The sequence below is a fragment of the Burkholderia sp. 4NA327C6 genome (assembly GCF_005502655.1).
Lineage (GTDB): Bacteria > Pseudomonadota > Gammaproteobacteria > Burkholderiales > Burkholderiaceae > Burkholderia > Burkholderia contaminans.
The window spans coordinates 63,915-89,228 of record NZ_SCNZ01000010.1; the positions used below are offsets into that span (position 1 = coordinate 63,915).

Here is a 25,314-nt window from a genome sequence, read left to right on the forward strand (position 1 = left end):
CGCCGGTATCAGAGCGGCCAGGTTGCCGAGACACGCGTGCCCGTCGTGGCGGACGACTGGATCCCGAACGTGCCGCCGTGCGACTCGATGCGGTGCTGCATGCCGATCAGCCCGAGGCCCGCGGTGCGTGCGTCGTCCGTCGCAAGCGGATGGCGCTCGTAGCCGACGCCGTTGTCGTCGATCGTCAGCAGCAGCCCACCGGCATCGTGTTGCAGGCCGAGCGTGATTTCGGTGGCCTGCGCATGCTTGACGACGTTGTGCAGCGCCTCCTGCGCGACCCGGAACATGTCCGCTTTCAGATGCTCGGGAATTTCGTTGTCGTCGACGTCGCAATTGAACTCGACCGACAGCTGGCTCGCGTCACGCTCGATGCGGCGGCACAGCGACGCGAGCGCGGCCGGCAGCCCGAGCCTGTCGAGCATCGGCGGCTTCAGTTCGCCGCAGATCTGGCGCACTTCGCCGATCGTCTCACGAATCCGCAGCACGGCGACGTCGAGCAGAATCGTCGCGTCGGCGATCTCGCCGCGACGAAGCCGCATGAGCGCGTCCTCATTCATCAGCTTGATGAGCGTCAGCGCCTGGCCGAGCCCGTCGTGCAATTCCGCGGCGAGCCGATGCCGCTCCTTCTGCTGGCCCATCAGCAGATACGTGTGGCACGCATGCACGCCCGCATCGTTGGCCGCGTCGCCGCGTCGTGCGGGCTCGGGCATCGGCGATTCCTCGAACAGCGTCAGCCACATCCGGGTGCCGGGCAGTGCCTGCCGATGTATGACGAATTGCGCTGGATGGCCGCTTCGCCCGCCGAGCATCGCCGTGAACGAATGATGCTCGAGCGCGGCGCTCGCGGAGAGTTCGTCCGCCAGCGCGACGTGGGCGTCGTCGGGTGCCAGGTCGCGCAGCTGGCGACCGACGAGTTCGGCGCTCTTGTATCCGAACAGCGCGGCGGTGCTGCGATTGACCGATACGAAGGCGCCATCGTCGGCGAGAATGGCGAGCGCTGCGCCCCGTGCGTCGGTGACGACGGCGCGGCGGGAATCGTCGTGACGAAGCGCACCGCGCAGCTTGCGCATCGCGTCGATCAGATCGAGCAGCCTGATCCTTGGCCCTTCGGGCTGGCGTTCAGTCATGGTGGCTCCCGAGGCGCGTCTTCAGGAAAACGTAAGGTTTCGACCATTCTAGGACGTGACCGATGCGGGCCGCAACATGGGGATTGCGCGCGTTTGTCATAGGGAAACGCCTGCCGCGCGCACTGCGGGATCGTGCCGGGCGGGCATGTCCTACCGGCCTTTGGGGGGCGTCATCCCATGACGCTCTCCGGCAAATTCATGACACTGCATGGGCGGGGCACGGAATTGTCCGCTGCCTCGCTCGTGTCATGGAGGCCAGTATGAACAGGATCGCCAGATCGACGATGGGCGCATTCGTGGTCGCGGGCGTCGCCCTTGCCACGGCGCCCGCATGGTGCGCGTCCGATGGCGGCGCGATGGAGAACGGCGGCGCAGCGGCGGTCGAAAGCGCGGCGGCGAACGGGAGCGCCACGGAAAACGCGGCACCGGAAGCCGTCGACAATTCGATGGACAAGGACATGCAGAACGGTGTCGAACACGCTGCCGGAAACGCAGCGGACGGCACTGACGGGAATGCCGCTGCCGGCGCGGCGACGCCCGCGCCGGAGCCCTCGATGGAGCACCCGATGGCGCACGCGATGGAGCCGGCGAGTGACCCTGCCGCGGAGCCCGCCGCGGGACCGGCGATGGCGCCCCCGACCGATGCCCCCGCGCAGCCTGTACCGACCGCGCCTGCCGGCAACGCGGTCGACAAGGCCGGCATGACCGAGGGCGCGACGGGCGCCGCCGGCATGCACATGCATCACGCGGTGATGCCGGGCACCGTGCACACGATGGTCCGGTATGCGGTGCCGACGGTTCAGCTCGTGCGCGACGACGGTCGGACCGTCTCGCTGGCCAGTGAGCTCGACGACGGGCGGCCGGTGATCCTCACGTTCGTCTACACCAGCTGCACGACCATCTGCCCGATGATCAGCCAGACGCTCGAGCAATTGCAGGGCGAACTCGGTGCCGATCGCGACAAGGTCCACATCATGTCGATCTCGATCGATCCGGAGGCGGACACGCCCGAGCGGCTCAGGAGCTACGCGGCGCGCTTCGGCGCCGGCCCCGAATGGCAGCACTACACCGGGACCGTCGATGCGAGCGTGGCCGCGCAGCGCGCGTTCAACGTGTATCGCGGCGACAAGATGAACCACACGCCGGTGACGTTCGTGCGGGCCACGCCGGGCCAGCCGTGGCTGCGGATCGACGGTTTCGCGACGCCCACCGAGCTGCTCGCGGCCTATCGCGACGTCGTCGCGTCCAACTAGTGCCCGTTCCCGCCGACAGCGGGCCGTGGGTGCCACGTTTCTGCGAGGGAGCGTCGAAATTGGACAATAAGCATCGTGTGCTGATCGTCGAGGACCAGCATCTGTTGCGAGTCGGCCTGAGTCATCTGGTGTCCGAGCTGGCCGACTACTGCATCGTCGGCGCGGCGAGCGGTGGGGTCGAGGCTTGTCATCTCGCGGAGAAGACCCGGCCCGACCTGGTCCTGATGGATCTGTCGATGCCGGGCGGGAGCGGCTTCGAGGCCATCGCGACGATCAAGCGCAACGTGCCGCATGCGCGGATCATCGTCCTCACGGTTCATCACAGCGAAGACGACGTGAACGACGCGTTCGCCGCGGGTGCGGACGGCTACGTGCTCAAGGACTCGCCGTTCGCCGACCTGGTGCGCGAGATGCGCTTCGTGATGCAGGGCAAGTGCGTGGTCAGCCTCGACGCCTATCGCGCCCGCGCCGGCCTGCATGGGGTGCGCGACGCGAACGCGCACAAGGCGCGCTTGTGGAGCGCGCTGACCAATCGCGAGCGCACGGTGTTGCGCCTCGTCGTCGAGGGGCACACGAGCCGGCAGGTCGGCGAGTGCCTCAAGGTCAGTCCGAAAACCGTGGACAAGCACCGCGCCAATCTGATGCGCAAGCTCGGCATCGCCAACCTGACCGGCCTGGTTCATTTCGCGATCGACATCGGCGTGCTCGCGCTGAACGACGACGACCGTGTGTGAATTCCCTCCATTGACGCATCGCCCAACTGGGGGGATCTACCCATGGGGATGGACGGCACTCCCTACTTCTGGCGCGTACCCGCGTGAACAAGAATGCAATCAACGGCATCCGCGGCGCCGACGCCGCGGGTTGATACAGGGAGGGAAGCCGTGAGCCATGAATCGTCCTCGATACCGGCCGGCGGGCCAGGCCGGCGGCCGCGCGACGAACGAAGCGTGTGCCGCGCATGCGCGAGCCGCGGCTTCACGTTGCTCGAACTGCTTGTCGTGATGGTCATCATCGGATTGCTGGCGGGGCTCGTCGCGCCACGGTATTTCGAACAGGTCGGCAAGTCGAACGTGAAGGTCGCGCGCGCGCAGATCGTGTCGCTCGGCCAGGCACTGGATCAATACCGGCTCGACGTCGGTTCGTATCCGACCACCGAGGAAGGGCTCGATGCGCTCGTGAACAAGCCGCAAAGCGCATCGCGGTGGAGCGGCCCGTATCTGCAGAAGGCCGTCCCGGTGGATCCGTGGGATCGGCCCTATCAGTATCGTTCACCGGGCGAACACGGCGACTACGACCTGTATTCGCTCGGCAAGGACGGACGCGGGGGCGGTACCGGCGAGAACGTGACGATCTCGTCGTGGTAGGGGCGCGGTCATTGTGCGTGGCGTGAGCCGCCGCAAGGAGAGTCGACGTGAAATTCGTGCTGCGGGTATTCGATACGAGCGGTTCGGTGCAGACGCTGCGGATCGACAGCGATTCGCCGTCGAATGCCGCATCGCTCGCTCGCGCGCGCGGCCTGCGCGTCGTGTCGGTCAGCGCGGACGCCGCGCGGCAGCGGCGCGGCGCGAACCGGTTCGGAATGCCGCGTGCGCGCTTCGACGTCGACATGTTCGCGCGCGAGCTGGCGGCGCTGCTCGATGCGGGTGTCGGCCTCGTCGACGCATTGCGCACGCTCGGCGGCAGCACCCGGCGCGAAGCGTCCGTACAGGTGTATCACGACCTGCTGCGGCATCTCGAGGAAGGGCAGGCGCTGTCGATGGCGCTCGAGCACGCGAGCCCGATCTTTCCGCCGGTGCTGGTGGCGTGCGTGAAGGCGAGCGAGCAGACCGGCGGACTGGCCGACAGCCTCACGCGCTATTCGGTCAACAGCGCGACGCTGCGGGAACTGCGCGCACGCGTCGTGTCGGCGGCGATCTACCCGACGGTGCTGCTGTTCGTCGGCGCGGCCGTCGTGCTATTCCTGCTCGGCTTCGTGGTGCCGCGGTTCGCCACGCTCCTCGAACACAGCGGACGCGAACTGCCGCTGATGTCCCGGCTGCTGATGGCATGGGGCGGCATGGTGCATGCGCACGGCACCGGGCTGGCCGTTGGCCTGGCCGTGCTGGCGGTCGCCGCCGGCATCGCGCTGCGGCGGCCGGCCCTGCGGATCTGGCTCGCCGATCGCCTGCTGGCGCTGCCCGGCATCGGGCAACACTTCCGCGTGTTCCGCCAGTCGCAGTTCTATCGCACGACCGCGATGCTGGTCGACGGCGGCATTCCCGCGATTCGCGCGTTCGACCTCGCGCGCGGCCTGGTGGGCCGTGCCGATCAGGCCGCGCTCGCAGCCGCGCTTCAGCAGATCCGCAACGGCGCGAAGATGTCCGATGCGTTCCAGCAGGCCGGCCTCGCGGACGCGATCGGCTATCGCCTGCTGACGGTGGCCGAAAAGACCGGCGCGCTCGGGCCCGTCCTCGACCGGATCGCCGCATTCCAGGAAGCGCAGGTTTCGCGCACGATCGACCTGATCTCGCGACTGATCGAACCCGCGATGATGATCGTGATCGGCGTGGTGATCGGCGGCATCGTCGTGTTGATGTACATGCCGATCTTCGAGATCGCGTCGAGCATTCAGTAGGCCGCCCCGGAGACTCGCATGGACACCGTCACTTCTCCCGTCGATCCCGATCCCGACGCGGATGCCGGCCGGCGCGACCTGCGCGACTTGCTTCGCACGCTCGGCGAACGCCACGGCTCCGGCATTCGCGCGCTCGAGGCGTTGACGGCGCACACGGCGCTCGGCGCGGATGAAATCCGCGAGCGGCTCGCCACGCAGTTCAGGATGAAGCCGATCGGCATACGCGAGCTGAACCGCCTGGAGCCGGATTTCGAGCTCGTGCCGTTCGTCGAGGCGATGGCGCGTCTCTGCGTGTGCCTGCGCGATCCCGACAGCGGCGCGCTGCTGTTCGCGGTCGCCGATCCGCTCGATGCCCGCACGCGCGGCTGGGTCGAACACCGGATGCGCGCGCATCCGACGCTGCCGTACCGGTGGGCGCTCGCGAGCGCGGGCGACCTGAGTGCTTATCTTGCGGTGCGCGAGAAGGACATCCGCGCGATGGACTCGCTCGCGTTCGACGACCCGATCCAGTGCGCGCCCGATCCGGCGTCGCTCGCGTTGACGCTGCAGGGCATCAGTAGCGACGACAGCCCGGTGGTGCGCCTGCTCAATTCGACGATCTACGATGCGCTCAAGATGCTGGCGAGCGACATCCACCTCGAATGCAGGGCGGCCGGCTTGATGATCAAGTGCCGCGTCGACGGCGTGCTCACGGTGGTGGGGCGCGTGGAGGGCCGCGACGTCGCGGATCAGGTGCTGTCGCGCGTGAAGGTGATTTCCGAACTCGACATCGCGGAGCGCCGCATCCCGCAGGACGGGCGCTTCAAGGCGATGTACGCGGGACGAGAAATCGATTTCCGCGTGTCGATCATGCCGAATCAGTTCGGCGAGGATGCCGTGTTGCGGATTCTCGACCGCTATCAGCTCTCCCAGGCGTCGGGCGGCCTGACGCTCGAGGCGCTCGGGTTCCAGCCGGCGGACACGCGCTTCATGCGCTCGGTCGCGTCGATGCCGTACGGCATGCTGCTCGTCACGGGGCCGACCGGCAGCGGCAAGACCACGACGCTTTACGCGATCCTCACCGAAATCAACAACGGGCTCGAGAAGATCGTGACGATCGAGGATCCGGTCGAGTACCAGCTGGGCGAGATCCTGCAGATTCCGGTCAACGAGGCGAAGGGCCTGACGTTCGCGCGCGGCTTGCGCTCGATCCTGCGGCACGACCCGGACAAGATCATGGTCGGCGAGATCCGCGATCCCGAAACCGCGCAGATCGCCGTGCAGGCGGCGCTGACCGGCCACCAGGTGTTTACCACCGTGCACGCGAACAACGTGTTCGACGTGATCGGCCGCTTCACGAACATGGAGGTCGATCCGTACAGCTTCGTGTCGGCGCTGAACGGCGTCATCGCGCAGCGGCTGCTGCGCCAGTGCTGCACGGACTGTCTCGACGAGGACACGGTGGACGCGGATGCGCTCGCCCGTTCGGGCATCGACCCGGATACGGCCGGCAGCTACCTGTTTCGACGCGGCACCGGGTGCGCGATGTGCCGCGGCAGCGGCTATCGCGGCCGGCGGGCGATCGCGGAGGCGCTGCGCATGAACGACGAACTGCGGCAACTGCTGTCCGAGCGCGCGCCGCTCGGGCACATCAAGGCCGCGGCGCTGCGCTACGGGATGACGACGTTGCGCGCGTCGGCGCTCGATCTGGTCAGGCGCGGCGAAACGACGCTCGAGGAGATCAATCGTGTCACCATGGTCGAATGATCGTCTTGCCGTCGGTGTCGGGACGCGCGAGATCGCCGTCGGCATCCGCACGCGCGCACCCTGGCGGCCGGACCGGCGCGGGTTCGTCGCCGATCCGCTCAGCGTCGCCATTCCCGATGAGCAGTTCGGCAGCGAGACGGGGATGCTCGATGCGCTGCGCGCCGCGCTGGCCGCGACGCACGATGCCGATGCCGGCGCGAAGCGCGCGCCGGTGCGCGGCGGCGCGCATGTCGTGCTCGACGATTTCTGGTGTTGTCACGCGATCCTGCGCGGAGACTTCCGCGCGCTGCACGCACGCGAGCTGGAGGAAATCGCACTCGCGCATTTCTCCGACACGTACGGCGTCGCCGCGGAGTCGCTGGTCGCGCGCTTCGACGTGCGGCGCGGTGGCCGTGTGCTCTTTGCCAGCGCGCTGCCGCGCACGCTGTACGACGGCATCCTCGGTGCCGGTGCGTCCGGCGACGTGCCGATCCGTTGCCTGCGCGCGGCCCTTCCGGAGACGCTCAACCGGTTCGCGGTGAAGCCGGACGGCGATGCGATGCTGCTCGTCGTCGACGAGACGCTGCTGCAAGCGGTCATGATCGAGCGCGGCGAGTGGGCCGCGTACGACACGCAGCGCCTCTTTCCGGGCGAGTCCGGCGACGCGTCGCGGCTCGCCGAGCTCGCCGAGCAGCTGTTCGAGCGTTCGGCGATGCGCACGGGCCTGAAGCCCGACGCCTGCAAGGTCTATCTGTCCGGCGCCGACATCGACGTTGCGCCGTTCGACGCGCGTTTCGCCGCGGTCGCGCGGCCGGGCCGCGCGGCGCACGACGGTTCGCCCGCGCGCCGGTTGCTGGAGTACGCGCCATGATCCGCACGCTCGACATCGATTTTTGCCGGCGCCGCGCGCGCATCGGCACCGGCGGAATGATCCTCCTCGGTGTCGCCGCGTTGCTGTGGGGCGCGTGCGCCGTCCGGCTCTGGCACACCTACGCGGAAAACGACCGCGTCAGGGAGAGCCTGACGGTCGTCCAGCATCGCATGCTCGCGCAGCAACACGTCGCGAAGCCGCCGCCGACCGCGGCCGCCCGGCTTGCGGAAAAGCAGAGCCAGGCCGTGCTGCGCGAGCTGACCGTGCCGTGGCAGACGCTCTTCTCGATCGTCGAGGACTATCCGGGCCATGACGTCGCACTGATCGGCATCGACCAGAACCCGGCGCAAGGCCAGATTCGCATCACGGCCGAAGCGAAGGATCCGGACGCGATGATCGCGTACCTGAAGTACTTGCAGACGAGCGTCGTGCTGCGCGAGGCGACGCTCAACGGTCATCTCGTCGAGGAGAACGTGGCGGGCAAACCGGTGCGTTTCCAGATCACGGCCGTCTGGAGGAAATCATGAAAGCCGATCGTTTCGCGGACCGCCTGCTCACGCTTCGCTTCGAGTGGCGACGCGCCTTCGGCCTGCCGGGGCTCGCCGGGGTGCTGATGCTCGGCGCCGCCGCCATCACGTACGCCGCGATCGCAGGTGTCGAGTCCGACACGCGCGCGATGCTTGCGCCGGCCAGCGTGGTGCGCGCCGCACCCGGCCATCGTCTCGTCGACGTGCGCGGCACGGCGGCGGACACGACCACGCTCGACGCGCTGCCCGCGCTCTTTCCGGCTTCTTCGCAAAGCGCGGAAGACATCGCGTCGATCTTCGAGCAGGCACGCGACAGCCATCTGACACTCGGGTCGGCCGAGTACCAGATGACGACCGAGTCGGGCGGGCGCTTCGCGCGCTACCAGGTGCTGCTGCCCGTGAAGGACCAGTACGGCGCGATCCGGCATTTTCTCGCCTCGGTGCTGAACAACGTGCCGAACGCGGCGCTGCAGGAGATCCACGTCGAACGTCCGGCAGTGGGCAGCAGCATTCTCGATGCGCGGGTGCGTTTCGAGCTCGTCTACCGGAGCGCCCAGCCATGATCTCCGCCGCCATGAAGCCCGCTTCGCGCCATCGGCTCGCACTCGCGCTGGCTTGCCTCGTCGTCGCCGGTACCGGATATCGCGTGCTGGTGGCGGCGATGCAGCAGCCGGCGCCGGCTGCCGCAAGCATCGTGGTTCGTCACGACGGTGTGCGTGCGGCTTCTGCGCCGGCCCGTGCACGCGTCGCGCCGGCCTCTCATGCCGCAGCGCCCGCGCCTGCGCCCGCGCCGCATGCAGCGGCGCCGACCCCGCGCGAGCAGCTCGCCGCGTTGCGTGCGCCCGTGTCCGTCGAAGCCGCACACGATCCGTTCACGGCGTCGTCGTGGCTGCCGCCGCCTCCCGTCGTGCCGCCGCCGCCCGAAACGCGCCCGGCGCCGCCGACCGCGCCGCCGGTGCCGTTCGTCTATCTCGGCCAGCAGGATGCCAGGTCGGCGAAGCCGCAGGTGTTTCTCGGCAACGGAGATCAGTTGCTGATCGTTTCGCCGGGCGACGTGATCGGCGGCCAGTATCGGGTCGAGTCGGTGTCCGGGTCGAACGTGGTGCTTACCTATCTGCCGTTGAACCAGGTCCAGACGGTGCTCATTCCAGTGGAAGGAAAGTAAATGAAAACCCTACGTACACGGGATGCGCGCCGCGATGGGGACGACGGCCGGTCGACATGTCTTTGCTCCGCCCCCCGGGCCGCTGCGCGATCGGCACCGCCGGCCGGCCGCTGCGCGACGAAACGCGCGCTGGCGATCGCCGTGGCGCTGCTCGCGTGCGGCGGATGTGCGCATGTGCCGAACCTTCACGACGATCCGACCAACGCTCAGGTGAAGATCGACGCAATGCACGACCGCAAGGAGGCCGTCGACGATCTGCTCGACAACGCGGACGCGTTTCGCCAGAAGAACGAGTTCGACGACGCGGCACGCTCCGTCTACATGGCGATGCAACTCGATCCGACCAGCGAGCGCGCGCGCCGGATCGGCACGATGATCGACCAGGACCGCAAGCATCTCGCGATTCTGCAGGAAGCGGACCGCATGATGAAGCGCGGTTCGTACGCGCAGGCGGCCGAGCGCGTGCATCGCGTGCTGGTCGAGGATCCGGCCAATGCGATGGCGGCACGCATGCAGGCGGAGCTCAGCGAGAAGCGCCGCCAGCAACACGCGGAGCGCGACGACAAGCTCGCGGCGTCGTCGATCATGCGCACGCCGGTATCGCTGCAGTTCCGCGACGCGAACGTGCGGATGGTGTTCGAGGCCTTGTCGCGGACATCCGGGCTGAACGTCATTTTCGATCGCGACGTGCGCGCCGACCTGAAGACGACGATCTTCGTGCAGAACGCGTCGCTGCAGGACACGGTCGACATGATCCTGCTGCAGAACCAGCTCGACAAGAAGCAGATGAACGCGAACACGCTGTTCATCTACCCGGCGACGCCGGCCAAGGAACTCGAGTACCAGGAGCTCAAGGTGCGGACGTTCCAGTTGTCGAACGTCGACGCGAAGCAGGTGCAGTCGCTGCTGAAGAGTCTGTTGAAGGTGAAGGAAGCCGTGATCGACGAGCGCGCGAACACGGTGACGATCCGCGGCACGCCCGACATGATCAAGGTCGCCGAGGAGATGATCGCCGCCCAGGACTTGCCGGAGCCGGAAGTCATGCTCGAGGTCGAGGTATTGGAGGTGTCGCATGACCGGATGTCGCAGTTGGGCATCAACTGGCCCAGCTCCTTTACGGTGTCGACGCCGAGCTCGGCCGACACCTGGGGCGTGCTGCACCATCTGCCGATCAATGCGCTGAACGTCAGCAGCCTGTCGGCCACCGCGGACTTCAAGCTGACCGATACCGACGCGAACCTGCTCGCGAGTCCGCGCATCCGCGCGCGCAACAAGGAGAAGGCGCGCATCATGATCGGCGACAAGGTCCCGGTGATTTCGAGCTCGAGCACGCCGAGCACCAGCGGTCCGTCGTTTACGCAGATGATCCAGTACCTCGACGTGGGCATCAAGCTCGAGGTCGAGCCGCAGGTCTATCGCGACGGTGACGTCGGCATCAAGCTGAATCTCGAGGTCAGCAACATCACCAACACGATCTCGAGCGGCAACTCGCAGGGGCTGAGTTCGCTCGCCTACCAGATCGGTACGCGCAGTGCGGCGACCAGCCTGCGGCTGCGGGACGGCGAAACGCAGATCATGGGCGGCCTGATTTCGGACGAGGATCGCCGCAACGCGAACAAGGTGCCGGGGCTCGGGCAGTTGCCGGTGCTCGGCCGCCTGTTCTCCGATCACGGCGGCGATCACAAGAAGACCGAGATCGTGCTGCAGATCACGCCGCATATCGTCCGGCCGCAGGTGGCGGCGGATGCGGACACCCAGGAAGTATGGTCGGGCACCGACGTCAACGTGCACGCCGACCAGCTGCGACTCGATCCGGTTGCGCTGAACGCGGAGGCGCAGAACGCGGAGGCGCCCGCCGCGCCGACGGCGAAGGTCGTTCCGGGCAGCGTGGGGGGCGGGACATCGGGCGGCAGGGCGCCGACGCCCCTCGAGGCTGCCGCGATCCGCGCGCAGCCGTCGCCCGAGAGCGGCGCGTTCGGGCAGATGCCGGCCGCACCGCGTACGACGCCGCCTCCCGAACCTTACGGCGGGCGGTTCTCGAGGCCGCAAGCGGCGTTGCCTGCGCCGGCCGGCGGGGGCGGCGGGGCAGCCGCGGCGGAGCCGCCCACGGGCAACGAAGTCGCGCCCGCGCCGGGCACCACCGTGACGCCGGTTGCGTCGCCCGCGCCGGCCGAGCAGTCTGCCGCGGCCGCCAATGCACCCGCCGCCGCACCGGCGGCCCCGCCCCCGACGCTGCAGATGCCGGCGGGCGACATTCCGAGCGAAAACCCGCTTCGCCCGGTCGGGAAGTGAGCCGTGGCCGCGCGCAATGCAGCGACTTGCGTCGGCCGCGGCAGCCGCACCGGCCAGCGCGGCTTCACGTTGATCGAGATGGTCATCACGCTCGCGCTCGTGGCGATCCTCGCGCTCGCGATCATGCCGTTCTCCGAACTGCTCGTGCAGCGGCAGAAGGAGCAGGCATTGAGTGCCGCGTTGCGCGAGATCCGCACCGCGCTCGATGCGTACAAGGAGGCGAGCGACGCGGGGAAGATCGACAAGGAAGCCGAATCGTCCGGCTATCCGCCGTCGCTGACCGTGCTCGTGACGGGCGTGAAAAACGCCCGCGACCCGAAGGGCGGCCTGGTGATGTTCCTGCGCCGCGTGCCGCGCGATCCGTTCTTCACCGGAGATCCCGATACGCCGGACGAGGACACCTGGGACGTGCGTGCGTACGGCACGCCGCCGGAGCCCGCGGCTGACGGGCCGCCGGGGGGCTTCGAGCCCGGCAAGGACGTGTTCGACGTGACGTCGAAATCGGCGCGTATCGGCATCAACGGCATTCCGTACAAACAGTGGTGACCGTCCATCATGAAACTCGCTCGCATCCGCAGGATCCGCGGCTTCACGCTGATCGAAATCGTGGTCGTGATGGCGCTCATCGGACTGCTTCTGACGTTGGCCGTGCCGCGCTACATGCACAGCATCGAGCATGGCAAGGAGCAGGTGAGGCTGCAGAACCTTGCGGTGATGCGCAACGCGATCGACCAGTATTACGGCGACAACGGGCAGTATCCCGAGACGCTCGACGAGCTGGTCGCGAAGCACTATTTGCGGGCGGTGCCGGTCGATCCGGTCAACGGCGACGACAAATGGGCGACGCTGGCATCGCCGGACGAGAACAAGCCCGGCGTGTACGACGTCGGGCCCGCGAGCGGCGCGCAGGGCGTGCTGCCGGGCGGTGCGGCAACAGCTGCGGCCGGGGCTCCGGCTGGGGCGGCGAAATGAAGCGGGCCGGGCGCCGCGTCGCGCGCGCGCCGCATGGCCGCTGCCGCCGGCGGCAGCGCGGGCTCGTGCTGCTTGCGTTGCTGATCGCGCTGATGCTGATGTCGATCGCACTGGCCGGCGCGCTGGACGTCTGGTCGCTGCAGCGGCGCCGCGAGCAGGAGCGGCAACTGCTGTTCGTCGGCGACCAGTACCGCAAGGCCATCGTCAGCTATTACCGGCTCGCGCGCGCGTACCCGCAGACGGTCGACGATCTGCTGGAGGACACCCGCTTCGCGAAGCCCATGCACCACCTGCGCCGCGCGTATCCGGATCCGGTCAGCGGCAAGAACGAATGGTCCTTCCTGTGGCGGGGCGACCGCTTCTACGGCGTGTTCAGCAGCTCGGACGGCGCGACGATCAAGCGTGCGGGATTTCCGGATCGGTACATGGATTTCGAAGGGGCCGAGACCTATCGGCAATGGAAGTTCCTGTACCTCGCGCCCGGGCTGTCCGCACCGGCTGCCGACGCGCCGGCGATTGCCCCGGCGATGCCGGCCAGTGCGCCGAGCCTGTCCGGTTTTCCGGGGGGCGCGCTGCCGGGGCAGGGCCTGGCCGGCCGGCATTGACGCGCTGGCCGCATAAAAAAAGCGCGATGCCCGCATTGGGCATCGCGCATCAAACGGCGTGGAGCGCCGACGAATGAACGTGATGAAGAAAGGGGCCCACCAGCGGTGGCGGACCCGCCTCGCGTGACCGGGTCAGGCCTTCGCGAGCTTGATGCTGGTCTGCTCGGCCGTCAGGTAACCGACGCTGGCGCCGAAGCGGTCCTTGAAGTTTGCGCGCACGAGCGGGTCGAGCGTCGGCTTGACCTTGTCGTGCAGCGGCGATTCCCAGTCGCCCGCGTGCTGGAAGTTGCTCATGATGTAGGTCCAGCCGTTGATCTCGTCGACCGCGTGCAGGCCCGTCGATTCGGCGCCGGCCGGGCACGACAGCACGCGTACCAGCGCCTTCGTGTCGACGTTGTACGCCCACAGGAAGTTGTTCACGTGCATGCCCGAGTCTTCGCCGATGAACAGCGTGCGCAGCTTTTCGGAGAACTTCAGGTTGTCCGGGTTCGCGATCTTGTCCGGGTTCGCAAGGTTGCCGAGCCCGTCGGCCGCGGCGAGATCCTCGCCGACGAGCGCGGCCGGCGCGCTCATGTCGACCGGCACCCACTCGCTGTCGATCGTGCCGCCCGTCGTGTCGCGCTGGCTGCCCTTCAGGTTCAGCGCATAGACGGCGCCCGCGGCGATCTTCTTGTCGACCGCGACGTCGCGCGATACCGCGTTGCCCTTGACCATCGACGTCTCGATCCGCGACATCGCCGTGTAGACGATCTTGTCCTTCGCGTTCACGGTCGTGCCTTCGAGCTTCGTGAAGCCCATGCTGCCGCCGAGCAGCGCCGCGTAGCGGTGCGTCTCCAGGAACGCGGCTGCCTTTTCCATCCCCGGCTTCACGCGCATCCAGTTGAACTTGCCGCCGAAGTGGATCTTCGTGTAGCTCGCATCGTTCGGGTCGGTGGTCGCGAGGTCCATGATGTCCGACGCCTTCAGCGTGTTCGCGAGCGCTTCGATCTCGCCGCTGGTTGCGTGGCCGATCCTGATCCACGTGAGCGTCGCGGCGCCTGCGCCGGCGGACGACGTCTGCGTCCACTTCGCGACGTACAGCGTGCCGGCGGACAGGTCGGCCGCCTTGTCGGCGACGAACATGAACAGGCCGCCGTTGGTGGCGTCGTCACCCATCATCACGGTGCGCTGGTCCGGCATCACCTGGATCAGCTCGTGCGAGATGCGGCCGAGGCAGTAGTGCTTCTTCACGGTGCCCGTGCCGTCCGGATTCACGGTGATCTCGGGCAGGTGGCCGTAGTGGTAGGGGTTCGCCTTCGTCTCGTCGCCGAACGTGTTCTTGCTGAACGCCTTGAACTGCGCGTCGGTCGCGGCCTTCGTCGCGTCCGGCTCGTATTCCTCGCTCGACAGGTGCGTGCCCCACGGCGACAGGCTCGCGCCGCACGTGATCCACAGCCCGTGCGCCTTCGACGTGTCGACGTTGTGGTACTTGACGACCTTCAGCGCGCCGTTGGCCGGATCCTGGTCGAGCGTCAGCACCGCGATCGGCGACGGCAACTGGCCGTACTGCGATGCGCTGGCCTGGTCGCGCGTCGTGTATTCGAACTGCACGACGGCGAACACCGTGTTGCCCTTCACGCCGGGCACGTTCGCGTTCTTCAGCGTCAGCAGCGAGCTGCCGTCCGGGCAGTCGGAATAGAACTGGCGCTCCTTGCCGGCCACCGAGCGATCGATGATCGGCTGGTTGTTGATGTCGTAGTAGCCGCCCGCGAGCGTCGTGCCGCCCTTGCCGTCCGGCACCAGGTCGCCGGTCACGAAGAACGGCCGGTACGCCAGCTTGAAGTTGCGTGCCGAGCCGTCCGAGAACGACACCGACAGCGTCGAGCCGACCGTCGTCGTGGCCATCGCGGCCGCGTTGTCGAGCGTGGGGGCGGCCATCGCCGAGAACGTCGCCGACGTGTACGCGGCGGCGACCGGGGCCGGCGTCGACGCCGGATTGTCGTCGCCGCCGCAACCCGTCAGCAGGGCCGGCAGCGCGAGGCCGGAAAGCGGAAGCATCGGCGCGCCGGCGAGGATCTTCAGGGCCTGACGACGGGAAGTGTTGGGCAACGCGGGCATGTGGAGTCCAGTTTCGGTTGTTGGAAGAATGGCCTTCGCGGAGCAGGCGGTCGGCAAGCTTTGCGAAGGCTTATTGAAAACTGGACGGAAGTGTAAGGATGCTCGATGAAAGTTTTTTGAATTGAAAACGTAATGATGCGTCGGGCGTTCGTCAGGTGCTCAATCGCGTTCGGGCGTTGCCGAGATGCGGTGGATCGACAGGTCCGCGCCGTCGAACTCGGCTTCGCGGTCGAGGCGCAGCCCGACGGTCGCTTTCAGCGCGCCGTAGACGAGCGTGCTGCCCGCGGTCGCGATCGCGATGCCGCCGAGCGTGCCGACGAGCTGCGACAGGAACGACACGCCGCCGAGCCCGCCGAGCGCGGGCAGGCCGAACACGCCGGCCGCGAGGCCGCCGAGCGCGCCGCACATGCCGTGCAGCGGCCACACGCCGAGCACGTCGTCGATGCGCCACTTGTTCTGCACGCAGGTGAACATCGCGACGAACAGCGCGCCGGCCGCGGCGCCCGTGACGAGCGCGCCGATCGGGTGCATCACGTCGGAGCCGGCGCACACGGCGACGAGGCCCGCGAGCGGCCCGTTGTACGTGAAGCCCGGGTCGTTGCGGCCGGCCATCCACGCGACGAGCGTGCCGCCGACCATCGCCATCAGCGAGTTCACGGCGACGAGGCCGCTGATCTTGTCGAGCGTCTGCGCGCTCATCACGTTGAAGCCGAACCAGCCGACCGCGAGCACCCACGCGCCGAGCGCGAGGAACGGGATGTTCGACGGCGGGTGCGCGGCGATCCGGCCGTCCTTCGCATAGCGGCCATGGCGCGCGCCGAGCAGCAGCACGGCGGGCAGCGCGACCCAGCCGCCGAACGCGTGCACGACGACGGAGCCCGCGAAATCATGGAACGGCGCACCGAACGCGTGCGTGAGCCAGGCCTGCACGCCGAAGCGCTCGTTCCAGGCGATCCCTTCGAAGAACGGATAGATGAAGCCGACGATGATCAGCGTCGCGACGAGCTGCGGATTGAATTTCGCACGCTCGGCGATGCCGCCGGACACGATCGCGGGAATCGCCGCCGCGAAGGTCAGCAGGAAGAAGAAGCGCACGAGCGCGTAGCCGCTGTGCTGCGACAGCGTGCCGATGTCGTCGAAGAACTCGACACCGTACGCGATCGTGTAGCCGATGAAGAAATACGCGAGCGTCGACACCGAGAAGTCGACCAGGATCTTCACGAGCGCGTTGACCTGGTTCTTCTTGCGGACCGTGCCGAGTTCGAGAAATGCAAAGCCCGCGTGCATCGCGAGCACCATGACGGCGCCGATCAACAGGAACAGTGTGTCGACGCCGGATTTCAGACCAACCATGCCGTGGCTTCCTTGCGCAAAAAACGGGCAAGGAACGCAAGTATCGAGCCAACTTGGTGAACGACTGCGTGGAGTTGGTGCTTCGACACGGTGTGGTGCGGCAATCCGGTGAATCGTGCACGGGAAGGGGGCGCGGCCGGTGCGGACGTGACGGGATGCCGGGTGCACGCGTGTGGTGCGACGCGTGCAGAACTGGTGCGCGGTGGGGCATTGCCGCGCACCGTTGCGGCGCGTCAGTGGCGCGGGAACAGCAGCGGCGGCCGGCGCAGCCGTAGCGCGCACGCCGACCAGTAGGCGGCGACAGTGGTCAGCCCGAGCGCGGCAAACGCGAGTGCCGCGAAGCCCGCCAGCGACTGGCCGTCGGCGGTGGAGCCGAGGATGCCTTCCGCGACGATCAGCGCGGCCGTCCAGAAGCCGATCACGGCCTGCGTGAGCAGGCGCGCGCACGCGACGCGGCGCGGGCGCCCGGATTCGGCCAGGCGGCGCGCCGACGGCGGGCGCAGGCACAGGAACAGGGTGGCGGCGAGCACGGCGGCCAGGGCGATGAACCAGTCGACGAGGAAATCCATGAGAAAAAGGGGCACGTCCAAAACGGATTGAAGCGTGCCCACTTTAATGTTCTCGCGCGTGCGATTAAATCAGACGAGTCCGAAATTGAAAGCCATTTTTAATCACGGCGCGCGATTGGCCCGGTGCCGCAGGCGGTATCATCGACATCGGTCCAACCACGAGGCCGCGCGGCGCGCGGCCGGAGATTGCTGATGAACATGAAGACTTCGCGGGCGCGTCGCGTGCCCGGGTCCGTGCTGGCGGCCGTGGCCGCCGGTGCGCTGCTGTTGCTCGCGGGCTGCGAGAAGTCCGGTGCGCCGGCCACGCAACCCGATACGGCCGCGAGCGCGGCCGCCGATGCCGCGAACAATGCGGCCAAGGCGATCGACCAGGTGGCGAGCACCGTCAACCAGCAGCTCAACGCCGCGAAGGCCGGCATCGCGTCCGCGGCGTCGGCCGTGCCGCCGCTGTCCGCGAGCGGTCTTGCATCCGCCGCGCAGGCACAGATCGACGCGGCCGCCTCCGCGGTCGTCGCGCATGCGGCTTCCGAAGCCGGCGCGAAGATCGCCGAAGCCGGCAAGAAGCTCCAGCAGTGGAGCCAGCAGAACGCGCCGGGCGCCAAGCCCGCGAGCGGAGAGTGACACGGGCTTGCAAGATCCGTTAAATGTAATTATGATGGTTACATATGTCGCCGGCTGCGGGATGGGCCGGCGTCGTCAAGTGAGTCAGGAATGAATACCAGCAGCCGGTTCGCGTTTGCCGTCCACGTGCTTGCCTTGCTGTCGATGCAGGAAGGCGTGCCGCTGTCGTCCGACATCATCGCGGGCAGCGTGAACACGAATCCGGCGCTGATCCGTCGTTTGCTGTCGATGCTGGCGGCCGCAGGGTTGACCACGTCGCAACTGGGCGCGGGCGGCGGTGCGCTGCTGGCGCGTGAGCCTGGCGCAATCACGCTGCTCGACGTGTATCGGGCGGTCGACGATGCGCAACTGTTCGCGCTGCACCGTGAGGCGCCGAATCCCGCGTGTCTCGTCGGGCGGCACATCCAGGGCGCGCTGATCGGCTACATCGGCGACGCACAGCGGGCGATGGAAGCATCGCTGGCTACGCGCACGCTGGCCGACGTCACGGCCGACGTGCTGGATCTGGAGCAGCGCACGCAGCAGGCGGCACGCGCCGGCGGGTGAAAGGCGGCAGGGCAGGAAGCCGGACGGCGCGAGAGGCGCGGCGACCGGCGTGACGGGGGCTTTGCCCCGTTTTTTTCGGTCTTATATGTAATTAACTACGTTACATATTTTTCTTACTGGAGAATCGATATGACGCAACGTACCTTGAATATCGCGCTGTTCGGCGCCACCGGCACGATCGGCTCGCGCATCGCCGCGGAAGCTGCACGACGCGGCCATCGCGTGACGGCACTGTCGCGCAATCCGGGTGCAGCCGCCGACGGCATTACCGCGAAGGCGGCCGACCTGTTCGACGCGGCCAGCATTGCGGCCGCACTGCCGGGCCATGATGTCGTCGCGAGTGCGTACGGTCCGAAGCAGGATGATGCGGCGAAGGTCGTCGCAGCTGCGAAGGCGCTGGTCGCCGGCACGCGCCAGGCGGGGCTGAAGCGGCTCGTCGTGGTGGGCGGCGCCGGTTCGCTCGAAGTTGCGCCGGGCAAGCAGCTCGTCGACAGCGAAGGTTTCCCGGAAGCATACAAGGCGGTCGCGCTCGCGCATCGCGACGCGTTCGACTACCTGAAGACGGTTGGCGATCTCGACTGGACGTTTTTCGCGCCGGCCGCGCTGATCGCCCCGGGCGAGCGCACGGGTACGTTCCGCACGGGCGTCGGCAAGCTGATCGTGGACGCACAAGGCAACAGCAAGATCTCGGCGGAAGACTACGCGATCGCGTTCGTCGACGCGCTCGAGCAAGACAGCTTCGTGCGCGAGATCGCGACGGTCGCGTATTGAGCGGTGCGCTGACGCTGGCCAGTGGCGCGTGAGCGCCCGGCTGGCCGCACCGTGCAGTAACGCCAGGCGATTCCACCTTCAAGGGCGGGATCGCCTGTTTCATTTGGCGCACGCGGCGAGGCGGAGGATTCGCTCGCTCCGCGCGCGTACCGGATCGGTATTTATACCGGTCGACGCGGCAAAGCCGTTTCCATATTGTTCCCCGTTGTGCAGGATGAATAGAATAAATTTCTATCTACGAGGGACTGGAGAAATGGACGCCATCGATCGCAAGCTGCTGGAGCTGTTGCAGGCGGATGCCACGCTGCCGATCGCGGAACTGGCGCAGCGCGTGAACCTGTCGCAGACGCCGTGCTGGAAGCGTGTGCAGCGGCTCAAGGAAACCGGCGCGATTCGCGCGCAGGTTGCGCTGTGCGATCCGCGCAAGCTCGGGGTCGGCACGACCGTGTTCGTCGCGATCCGCACCAACCAGCACACGGAGGAATGGGCGCAGCGTTTCACGCAGGCCGTGCGCGACATGCCGGAAGTGGTCGAGGTCTACCGGATGAGCGGCGAGACCGACTACCTGCTGCGCGTCGTGGTGGCCGGCATCGACGATTACGACCGCGTCTACAAACAGTTGATTCGTGCGGTGCCGCTGTTCGACGTCAGTTCGTCGTTCGCGATGGAGCAGATCAAGTATTCGACCGCGCTGCCCGTGCGCGATCTTGCCGAGCCGGCCTGACGCGCGATGAAACGCAGCAACGAGACGCGGCGATGAAACGACGCGGGCGCGCGCATCGCGCCCGCGAGTTCAGCGGCCGCGCGCCAGTGCGCGTGCGCGTTCGTCGGCCAGCGCGTCGCGGCGCACGAAATCCGCGACGAACGGGCTGGCCGGATGGTGATGCAGCGCGTACGGCGTATCCCATTGCGCGAGCTGGCCGTCCTTCATCACGCCGATCCGGTCGGCGATCGCGAACGCTTCGGCTTGGTTGTGCGTGACGAGGATCGCGGTGTGGCCCGTGCGTTTCAGGATGTCGCGCAGCTCGAACGCTAGCCGCTCGCGGGTATCGACGTCGAGATTCGAGAACGGCTCGTCGAGCAGCAGTAGCTCCGGCGACGGCGCGAGCGCACGCGCGAGTGCGACGCGCTGCTGCTGGCCGCCCGACAACTCGTGCGGATACGCGCCGCCGGAATCGGCGAGGCCGACGAGTTCGAGCATTTCCGCGACACGCAGGCGCCGTTCCGCCTTCGGCATGCGCCGCAGGCCGAACGCGACGTTGTCCGCCGCGCTCAGGTGCGGGAACAGCGCGTAGTCCTGGAACATCATGCCGATGCGCCGCCGCTCGGGCGGCACGTCGAGCGACGGCGCCGCGACGGGCACGCCGTCCAGCACGATGCGCCCCATCCGCACCGGCTCGAAGCCGGCGATCGCGCGCAGCACGGTGGTCTTGCCGCAGCCGGATGCGCCGAGCAGGCAGCCGATGTCGCCGCGCGGCAGCGCGAGGCTCAGCCCGTCGACCACGGTGCGGCGGCCGTGCGGCGTGTCGTAGGCGAGGCAGAGGTCATCGAGTTCGAGCAGGTTCACGGTGTCAGGCTCCGATCTTGTGGCGGGTGCGGGCGAGCAGGATCACGGGCACGAGCCCGGCCAGCACGATCGCGAGCGCGGCGACCGCGCCTTCCTCGTAGGTGCCGCGCGCGGCTTCCGCATAAAGCCAGGTCGCGAGCGTGTCGAAGTTCAGCGGGCGCAGCAACAGCGTCGCCGGCAATTCCTTCATCGCGTCGACGAACACCAGCAGCGCGCTCGTCGTGAGCGCGGGCCGCAGCAGCGGCAGGTGCACGCGGCGCAGCGTGCCGCCGGCCGTTTCGCCGAGCGAGCGGGCCGCCTGTTCCAGCGACGGCGGAATGCGCGCGAGGCCGGCCTCGATGCTGCCGGCCGGGATCGCGAGAAAGCGCACCGTATAGGCGATCACGAGCGCGGCGGTCGAACCCATCAGCAGCAGCCCGTCGCGGCCGAGCGCCGCGCCGAACAGCCGGTCGGCCGCCGCGAACGGGATCAGCAGGCCGATCGCGAGCACGGTGCCGGGCACCGCATAGCCGAGGCTCGCGATTCTCGCGCACACGCGGGCCGGCCCCGCGCGAGCGCTGTCGCGTTGCGCGCGCGCGGCCCATGCGACGACGAGTCCGCACGCGAGCGTCGCGAGGGTGGCGGCGGTGGCGATCGTCAGCGTGTTCGCGAGCCCCGTCATCAGTTGTGCGGATACGCCGCCGACCAGATGCAGCCGCTTGGCCGTCTCGACCGCGAGGTACGCGGCCGGTGCGCCGAAGCCGAGCAGCACGGGCAGCCAGCCGAGCACGGCGGCGCCGAATGCGGCCGTGCCCGTCAGTCGGCGCGGCGCGATCGGCCGCATGCGCCGGCCATGCGCGTAGCGCTGGCGCCGCCGCCCGTAGCGTTCGAGCACGATCATGCCGACGACGATCGCGAGCATCGCGAGTGCGATCTGCGCGGCGCCGGCGAGATCGGAGCGCGTGATCCACGTCGTGTAGACGGATACGGTCAGCGTTTGCACGCCGAGGAATTCCGACGCGCCGATATCGTTCAGCGTTTCGAGCAGCGCGAGGCTCATGCCCACCGCGATCGCGGGCCTCGCGAGCGGCACGACGACGCGCCAGAACGTGGCGACGCGTCCCGCGCCGAGCGTGCGCGCGGCTTCGAGCAGGCTCGCGGACTGCGTGACGAACATCGCGCGCGTGCTCAGGTAAACATACGGATACAGCACGAAGCCGAGCACGAAGATCGCGCCGGGCAGCGAGCGCAGGTCGGGCAGGCGGAACTGGCGCGGGCTGTCGAAGCCGAGCAGCCAGCGGACCGCGCCCTGCACGGGGCCGATCGGGTGCAGCAGGTCGAGATAGGCGAACGCGACGATATAGGTGGGGACCGCGAGCGGCAGCAGCAGCGCCCACGTCAGCATCCGGCGGCCGGGAAAGTCGTACGCGGTGACGAGCCACGCGCAGCCCGTGCCGACGATCGACACGATCGCGCCGACGCCCGCGAGCAGCATCAGCGTATTGACGAGCGCCTGCGGCAGCACGAATTCGGCGAGATGGCGCCAGTGCGCGAGATCGGCGTCGAACGCGGCGGCCACGAGCACCGCGAGCGGCGCCGCGACCGCCGCGGCGATCGCCAGCGCCGCGAGCAGCCACAGACTGCCCGCGCGCGGCAGCACGCGCGGCCGGCGCGCGCCGGCGAGGGTCGCGTCAGTTGTCAAAACCGACCTTGTCGACCAGCTGGCTCGCCTGCTTGCGATGCTTCGCGATGTCCGCCAGCGGCAGCGGGTCGATCTTCAGCATGCCGAAGCTGGCGATCACCGGGTCGAGCTTCACGTTCGCGCGCACCGGATATTCGTAGTTCGCCTGTGCATACAGCGCCTGCGCTTCCGGCGACACGAGGTATTCGAGCAGTTTCACCGCGTTGGCCTTGTGCGGCGCGTGCTTCGCGACCGTCGCGCCGCTGATGTTCACGTGCGTGCCGCCGCTCTTCGCGTTCGCGAACGTCGGCCGCACGACCTTGATCGCGTCGCCCCATTTGCGCGCGTCGCTGCCGGCCTCCGCGTTCTTCATGTGACCGACGTAGTACGCGTTCGCGAGGCCGACGTCGCAGATGCCGCCGAGGATGTCGCGCGCGACGTCGCGGTCGCCGCCCGTCGCCTTGCGCGCGAGGTTCGCCTTCACGCCGCGCAGCCACTTCTCGGTCGCCGCTTCGCCATCGTGCGCGATCATCGCCGCGACGAGCGCCGTGTTGTACGGGTGCTGGCCCGAGCGGATGCAGACCTTGCCCTTCCATTTCGGATCGGCGAGATCCTCGTAGCGGAACGCATCGACCTTCAGGTCCTTCTCGACGTACAGCACGCGGTCGCGCAGCGACAGCGCGTACCAGTCGCCGTTCGCGCCCCGCAGGTTCGCGGGAATCGCGTCGTCGAGCGCCTTCGAGCGCACCGGCTGCGTGAGCCCGCCGTCGACGAGATCGAGCAGGTTGCCGACGTCGACCGTCATCAGCACGTCGGCCGGCGACTGCGCGCCTTCCGCCTTCACGCGCTCGAGCAGGCCGTCCTTCACGAACACCGTGTTGACCTTGACGCCGCTCTGCTTCGTGAATGCGTCGATGAGTGGCTGGATCAGCTTCGGTTCGCGGGTGGTGTACAGGCTCACTTCCTCGGCCGCGTGGGCCAGCGGCGCGAATGCGGCGGCGGCAAGGGCGAGGGCGCCGGCAAGCGGCAGCAGGCGGGTGCGCGGATTCGACATGAAGACTCCGGAAGGGGCAGGTGGACGATGGGAGCGTTCCGGGGCGCGCCTGCCGCCCGAGCGACCCGGAACATTACAAAATGAAAGAATCGAGATTCTAGATCGAAATGGGAATGATTATCAAATGAAAGCTTGCAACAGGCGGGAGGCGACGAAGGATGGGGACCGGCAACGGCGCGTCGCAGCGGGCGCGCAAGCGCGTAGAATGCCCGCTTCGATGAATTTGACGGAGTCGCCCCGACCATGAACGATCAGCGCAAGAAGAACCCTGTCCGCAACGTGAGCATCCTGATCGTCGTGGCCGTGCTGCTCGTGATCGGGACGATCCTGTACAACGCGATTTCGCAGAAGCACGCGTACGACGAGGCCCATCCGGCCGAGGCCGCGAGCGCGGCGTCGCACTGACGTGCCGATGCGCGGCCCGGCGGGCCGCGCACGCAGGGGGCATGCGAAGGGGATGAATTCCCGGCGGTTGGCGCGCTGGATGCCGCGCTGAGCCGGGAGAGAAGCGGGCGCCGGAACCGGCGCGCCGCGTATGCAGTCAGTCGTGCGTCAACGTGACGCAGGCGCGAACTTCGGGCGGATCCGTGCGTAGAACACGGCCGCGAGCAGCGCGAGCCAGGCCGCGCCGACATACAGCGCGACGCGCGTGTCCTCGAACCAGCCGAGCATCACGATCACGAAGCCCATGAACGCGATCGTCAGTGCCGGCGCGACCGGCCACAACGGCACCTTGAACTTCAGCGCCGCGACTTCGGCGCTCGACAGCCGGCGGCGCATCGCGACCTGCGACAGCAGGATCATCAGCCACACCCATACGGTGGCGAACGTCGCGATCGCCGCGACCATCAGGAACACGTCCTTCGGCATCAGGTAGTTGAGCAGCACGCCGACGAGCAGCGCGACCGCCATCACGAGCACCGTGACCCACGGCACACCGTGCCGCGACGTCGTCATCAGCACGGCCGGCGCCTGGCCCTGGCGCGCCATCCCGAACATCATCCGGCCCGCGCCGAAGATGTCGCTGTTGATCGCGGAGATCGCCGCGCTGATCACGACCAGGTTGAGGATCGTCGCCGCCGACTTCACGCCGAGCGCCGAGAAGATCTGCACGAACGGGCTGCCGTCGTTGCCGACACCCGTCCACGGGCTGATCGACATCAGCACGACCATCGTCAGCACGTAGAACAGCAGGATGCGCGCGGGCACCGCATTGATCGCGCGCGGAATCACGCGCTCCGGATCCTTCGCCTCGCCGGCGCTCATGCCGATCACCTCGATCCCGCCGTACGCGAAGATCACGACCGACAGCGATGCGATCAGCCCGCCGACGCCGTTCGGCAGGAAGCCGCCATGGTTCCACAGGTTCGCGAACGTCGGCACGTCGGCCGAGTGGCCGAAGTGCATGCCGGTCAGCAGGATCGCGACGCCGCCGCCGATCATCGCAATGATCGCGCCGACCTTGATGATCGACAGCCAGAACTCGAGCTCGCCGAACACCTTCACGTGGCACAGGTTCAGCCCGCAGATGATCGCGACCACGCCGAGCACCCAGATCCATTGCGGGACATCCGGAAACCAGAAACCCATGTAGATGCCGAACGCGGTGATGTCGGCGATCGCGACGATCACCATTTCGAGCGTGTAGGTCCAGCCGGTGACGAATCCGGCGAACGGGCCGAGGTTCTCGGTCGCGTAGTGGCCGAACGAGCCTGCGACGGGGTCGCGCACGGCCATCTCGCCGAGCGCGCGCATCACCATGTAGACGGCCGCGCCGCCCAGGATGTACGCCAGGATCACGGCCGGGCCCGCGAGCTGGATCGCGGACGCCGAACCGTAGAACAGGCCCGTGCCGATCGCCGACCCCAGCGCGAGGAAGCGTATGTGCCGCGCGCTCAGGTGGCGCTGCAAGTTTTTCATCG

The 25,314-nt window shown here is 68.1% G+C and carries 25 protein-coding genes and 1 pseudogene; 18 read left to right on the forward strand and 8 right to left on the reverse strand.

The window, feature by feature from the left end:
• Positions 1–8: 8 nt before the first annotated feature.
• Positions 9–1,127 carry a PAS domain-containing sensor histidine kinase gene (locus FFS49_RS12780; protein ID WP_105815692.1) on the reverse strand — a complete coding sequence of 373 codons (1,119 nt, stop codon included), beginning with the start codon at positions 1,125–1,127 and terminating at the stop codon, positions 9–11.
• Positions 1,128–1,861: 734 nt separating this feature from the next.
• Between FFS49_RS12780 and FFS49_RS43065 the strand changes: the two are divergent.
• From FFS49_RS43065 to FFS49_RS12845, 13 genes and pseudogenes are all read left to right on the forward strand, one after another.
• Positions 1,862–2,380: pseudogene (locus tag FFS49_RS43065) on the forward strand (SCO family protein); the annotation flags it as partial.
• Positions 2,380–3,114 (forward strand): response regulator transcription factor, encoded by a 735-nt coding sequence (locus FFS49_RS12790; protein ID WP_223274458.1) that lies wholly within the window; start codon positions 2,380–2,382, stop codon positions 3,112–3,114. The pseudogene FFS49_RS43065 and the gene FFS49_RS12790, both read left to right, overlap by 1 nt.
• 150 nt (positions 3,115–3,264) lie before the next feature.
• Positions 3,265–3,747 (forward strand): type II secretion system major pseudopilin GspG, encoded by a 483-nt coding sequence (gene gspG, locus FFS49_RS12795; protein ID WP_249362232.1) that lies wholly within the window; start codon positions 3,265–3,267, stop codon positions 3,745–3,747.
• Between the two features lie 47 nt (positions 3,748–3,794).
• Positions 3,795–4,997, forward strand: coding sequence for a type II secretion system F family protein (locus FFS49_RS12800; RefSeq protein WP_039357633.1), 1,203 nt, complete (start codon positions 3,795–3,797; stop codon positions 4,995–4,997).
• An 18-nt stretch (positions 4,998–5,015) separates the two neighbouring features.
• Positions 5,016–6,743 carry a GspE/PulE family protein gene (locus tag FFS49_RS12805; RefSeq protein ID WP_071334186.1) on the forward strand — a complete coding sequence of 576 codons (1,728 nt, stop codon included), beginning with the start codon at positions 5,016–5,018 and terminating at the stop codon, positions 6,741–6,743.
• Entirely contained in the window at positions 6,724–7,593 is an 870-nt protein-coding gene (locus FFS49_RS12810; RefSeq protein WP_105815693.1) for a hypothetical protein, read from the forward strand. Before FFS49_RS12805 ends, FFS49_RS12810 begins: the two co-directional genes overlap by 20 nt.
• Positions 7,590–8,120 carry a hypothetical protein gene (locus tag FFS49_RS12815; RefSeq protein ID WP_105815694.1) on the forward strand — a complete coding sequence of 177 codons (531 nt, stop codon included), beginning with the start codon at positions 7,590–7,592 and terminating at the stop codon, positions 8,118–8,120. Before FFS49_RS12810 ends, FFS49_RS12815 begins: the two co-directional genes overlap by 4 nt.
• Positions 8,117–8,683 (forward strand): hypothetical protein, encoded by a 567-nt coding sequence (locus FFS49_RS12820; protein WP_071334189.1) that lies wholly within the window; start codon positions 8,117–8,119, stop codon positions 8,681–8,683. The genes FFS49_RS12815 and FFS49_RS12820 overlap by 4 nt, the downstream gene beginning before the upstream one ends.
• Positions 8,680–9,285, forward strand: coding sequence for a hypothetical protein (locus tag FFS49_RS12825; protein ID WP_071334190.1), 606 nt, complete (start codon positions 8,680–8,682; stop codon positions 9,283–9,285). The genes FFS49_RS12820 and FFS49_RS12825 overlap by 4 nt, the downstream gene beginning before the upstream one ends.
• A complete protein-coding gene (locus tag FFS49_RS12830; RefSeq protein WP_105815695.1) occupies positions 9,286–11,577 on the forward strand; it encodes a type IV pilus secretin PilQ in 2,292 nt (763 codons plus the stop codon).
• A 3-nt stretch (positions 11,578–11,580) separates the two neighbouring features.
• A complete protein-coding gene (locus tag FFS49_RS12835) occupies positions 11,581–12,123 on the forward strand; it encodes a type II secretion system protein (RefSeq protein WP_105815696.1) in 543 nt (180 codons plus the stop codon).
• Positions 12,124–12,132: 9 nt separating this feature from the next.
• On the forward strand, positions 12,133–12,549 hold the full coding sequence (locus FFS49_RS12840) for a prepilin-type N-terminal cleavage/methylation domain-containing protein (protein ID WP_039357655.1): 417 nt from the start codon (positions 12,133–12,135) through the stop codon (positions 12,547–12,549).
• Positions 12,546–13,154: a type II secretion system protein gene (locus FFS49_RS12845; RefSeq protein WP_105815697.1), complete on the forward strand. Its 609-nt coding sequence runs from the start codon at positions 12,546–12,548 to the stop codon at positions 13,152–13,154. Before FFS49_RS12840 ends, FFS49_RS12845 begins: the two co-directional genes overlap by 4 nt.
• Positions 13,155–13,286: 132 nt before the next feature.
• Here the strand turns inward: FFS49_RS12845 and FFS49_RS12850 are convergent, their stop codons facing one another.
• From FFS49_RS12850 to FFS49_RS12860, 3 genes are all read right to left on the reverse strand, one after another.
• Positions 13,287–15,251: an alkaline phosphatase PhoX gene (locus FFS49_RS12850; protein ID WP_071334194.1), complete on the reverse strand. Its 1,965-nt coding sequence runs from the start codon at positions 15,249–15,251 to the stop codon at positions 13,287–13,289.
• 159 nt (positions 15,252–15,410) lie between these two features.
• Complete coding sequence (locus tag FFS49_RS12855) at positions 15,411–16,604, reverse strand: ammonium transporter (protein WP_105815698.1); 1,194 nt, start codon at positions 16,602–16,604, stop codon at positions 15,411–15,413.
• 233 nt (positions 16,605–16,837) lie between these two features.
• Entirely contained in the window at positions 16,838–17,173 is a 336-nt protein-coding gene (locus FFS49_RS12860) for a hypothetical protein (RefSeq protein ID WP_039357666.1), read from the reverse strand.
• Between the two features lie 192 nt (positions 17,174–17,365).
• Here FFS49_RS12860 and FFS49_RS12865 point away from each other — a divergent pair, with 192 nt between their 5' ends.
• From FFS49_RS12865 to FFS49_RS12880, 4 genes are all read left to right on the forward strand, one after another.
• Positions 17,366–17,794 carry a hypothetical protein gene (locus tag FFS49_RS12865; protein ID WP_039357669.1) on the forward strand — a complete coding sequence of 143 codons (429 nt, stop codon included), beginning with the start codon at positions 17,366–17,368 and terminating at the stop codon, positions 17,792–17,794.
• A gap of 90 nt (positions 17,795–17,884) precedes the next feature.
• A complete protein-coding gene (locus FFS49_RS12870) occupies positions 17,885–18,340 on the forward strand; it encodes an Rrf2 family transcriptional regulator (protein ID WP_039357672.1) in 456 nt (151 codons plus the stop codon).
• 129 nt (positions 18,341–18,469) lie between these two features.
• Positions 18,470–19,111 carry an NAD(P)H-binding protein gene (locus FFS49_RS12875; RefSeq protein WP_071334197.1) on the forward strand — a complete coding sequence of 214 codons (642 nt, stop codon included), beginning with the start codon at positions 18,470–18,472 and terminating at the stop codon, positions 19,109–19,111.
• A gap of 253 nt (positions 19,112–19,364) precedes the next feature.
• Positions 19,365–19,835 carry an Lrp/AsnC family transcriptional regulator gene (locus tag FFS49_RS12880; protein WP_011351482.1) on the forward strand — a complete coding sequence of 157 codons (471 nt, stop codon included), beginning with the start codon at positions 19,365–19,367 and terminating at the stop codon, positions 19,833–19,835.
• 69 nt (positions 19,836–19,904) lie between these two features.
• On the opposite strand, the gene FFS49_RS12885 is transcribed toward FFS49_RS12880, so the two are convergent.
• The 3 genes from FFS49_RS12885 to FFS49_RS12895 are packed head-to-tail and all read right to left on the reverse strand — an operon-like array spanning position 19,905 to position 23,392.
• A complete protein-coding gene (locus FFS49_RS12885) occupies positions 19,905–20,678 on the reverse strand; it encodes an ABC transporter ATP-binding protein (protein ID WP_039357677.1) in 774 nt (257 codons plus the stop codon).
• A 4-nt stretch (positions 20,679–20,682) separates the two neighbouring features.
• Entirely contained in the window at positions 20,683–22,317 is a 1,635-nt protein-coding gene (locus tag FFS49_RS12890) for an iron ABC transporter permease (RefSeq protein WP_226285435.1), read from the reverse strand.
• A 31-nt stretch (positions 22,318–22,348) separates the two neighbouring features.
• Positions 22,349–23,392 carry a Fe(3+) ABC transporter substrate-binding protein gene (locus FFS49_RS12895; RefSeq protein ID WP_105815700.1) on the reverse strand — a complete coding sequence of 348 codons (1,044 nt, stop codon included), beginning with the start codon at positions 23,390–23,392 and terminating at the stop codon, positions 22,349–22,351.
• A 243-nt stretch (positions 23,393–23,635) separates the two neighbouring features.
• Here FFS49_RS12895 and FFS49_RS12905 point away from each other — a divergent pair, with 243 nt between their 5' ends.
• On the forward strand, positions 23,636–23,797 hold the full coding sequence (locus tag FFS49_RS12905; RefSeq protein WP_006476417.1) for a hypothetical protein: 162 nt from the start codon (positions 23,636–23,638) through the stop codon (positions 23,795–23,797).
• 147 nt (positions 23,798–23,944) lie between these two features.
• On the opposite strand, the gene FFS49_RS12910 is transcribed toward FFS49_RS12905, so the two are convergent.
• A complete protein-coding gene (locus FFS49_RS12910) occupies positions 23,945–25,312 on the reverse strand; it encodes an amino acid permease (RefSeq protein WP_039352275.1) in 1,368 nt (455 codons plus the stop codon).
• Positions 25,313–25,314: the final 2 nt, after the last annotated feature.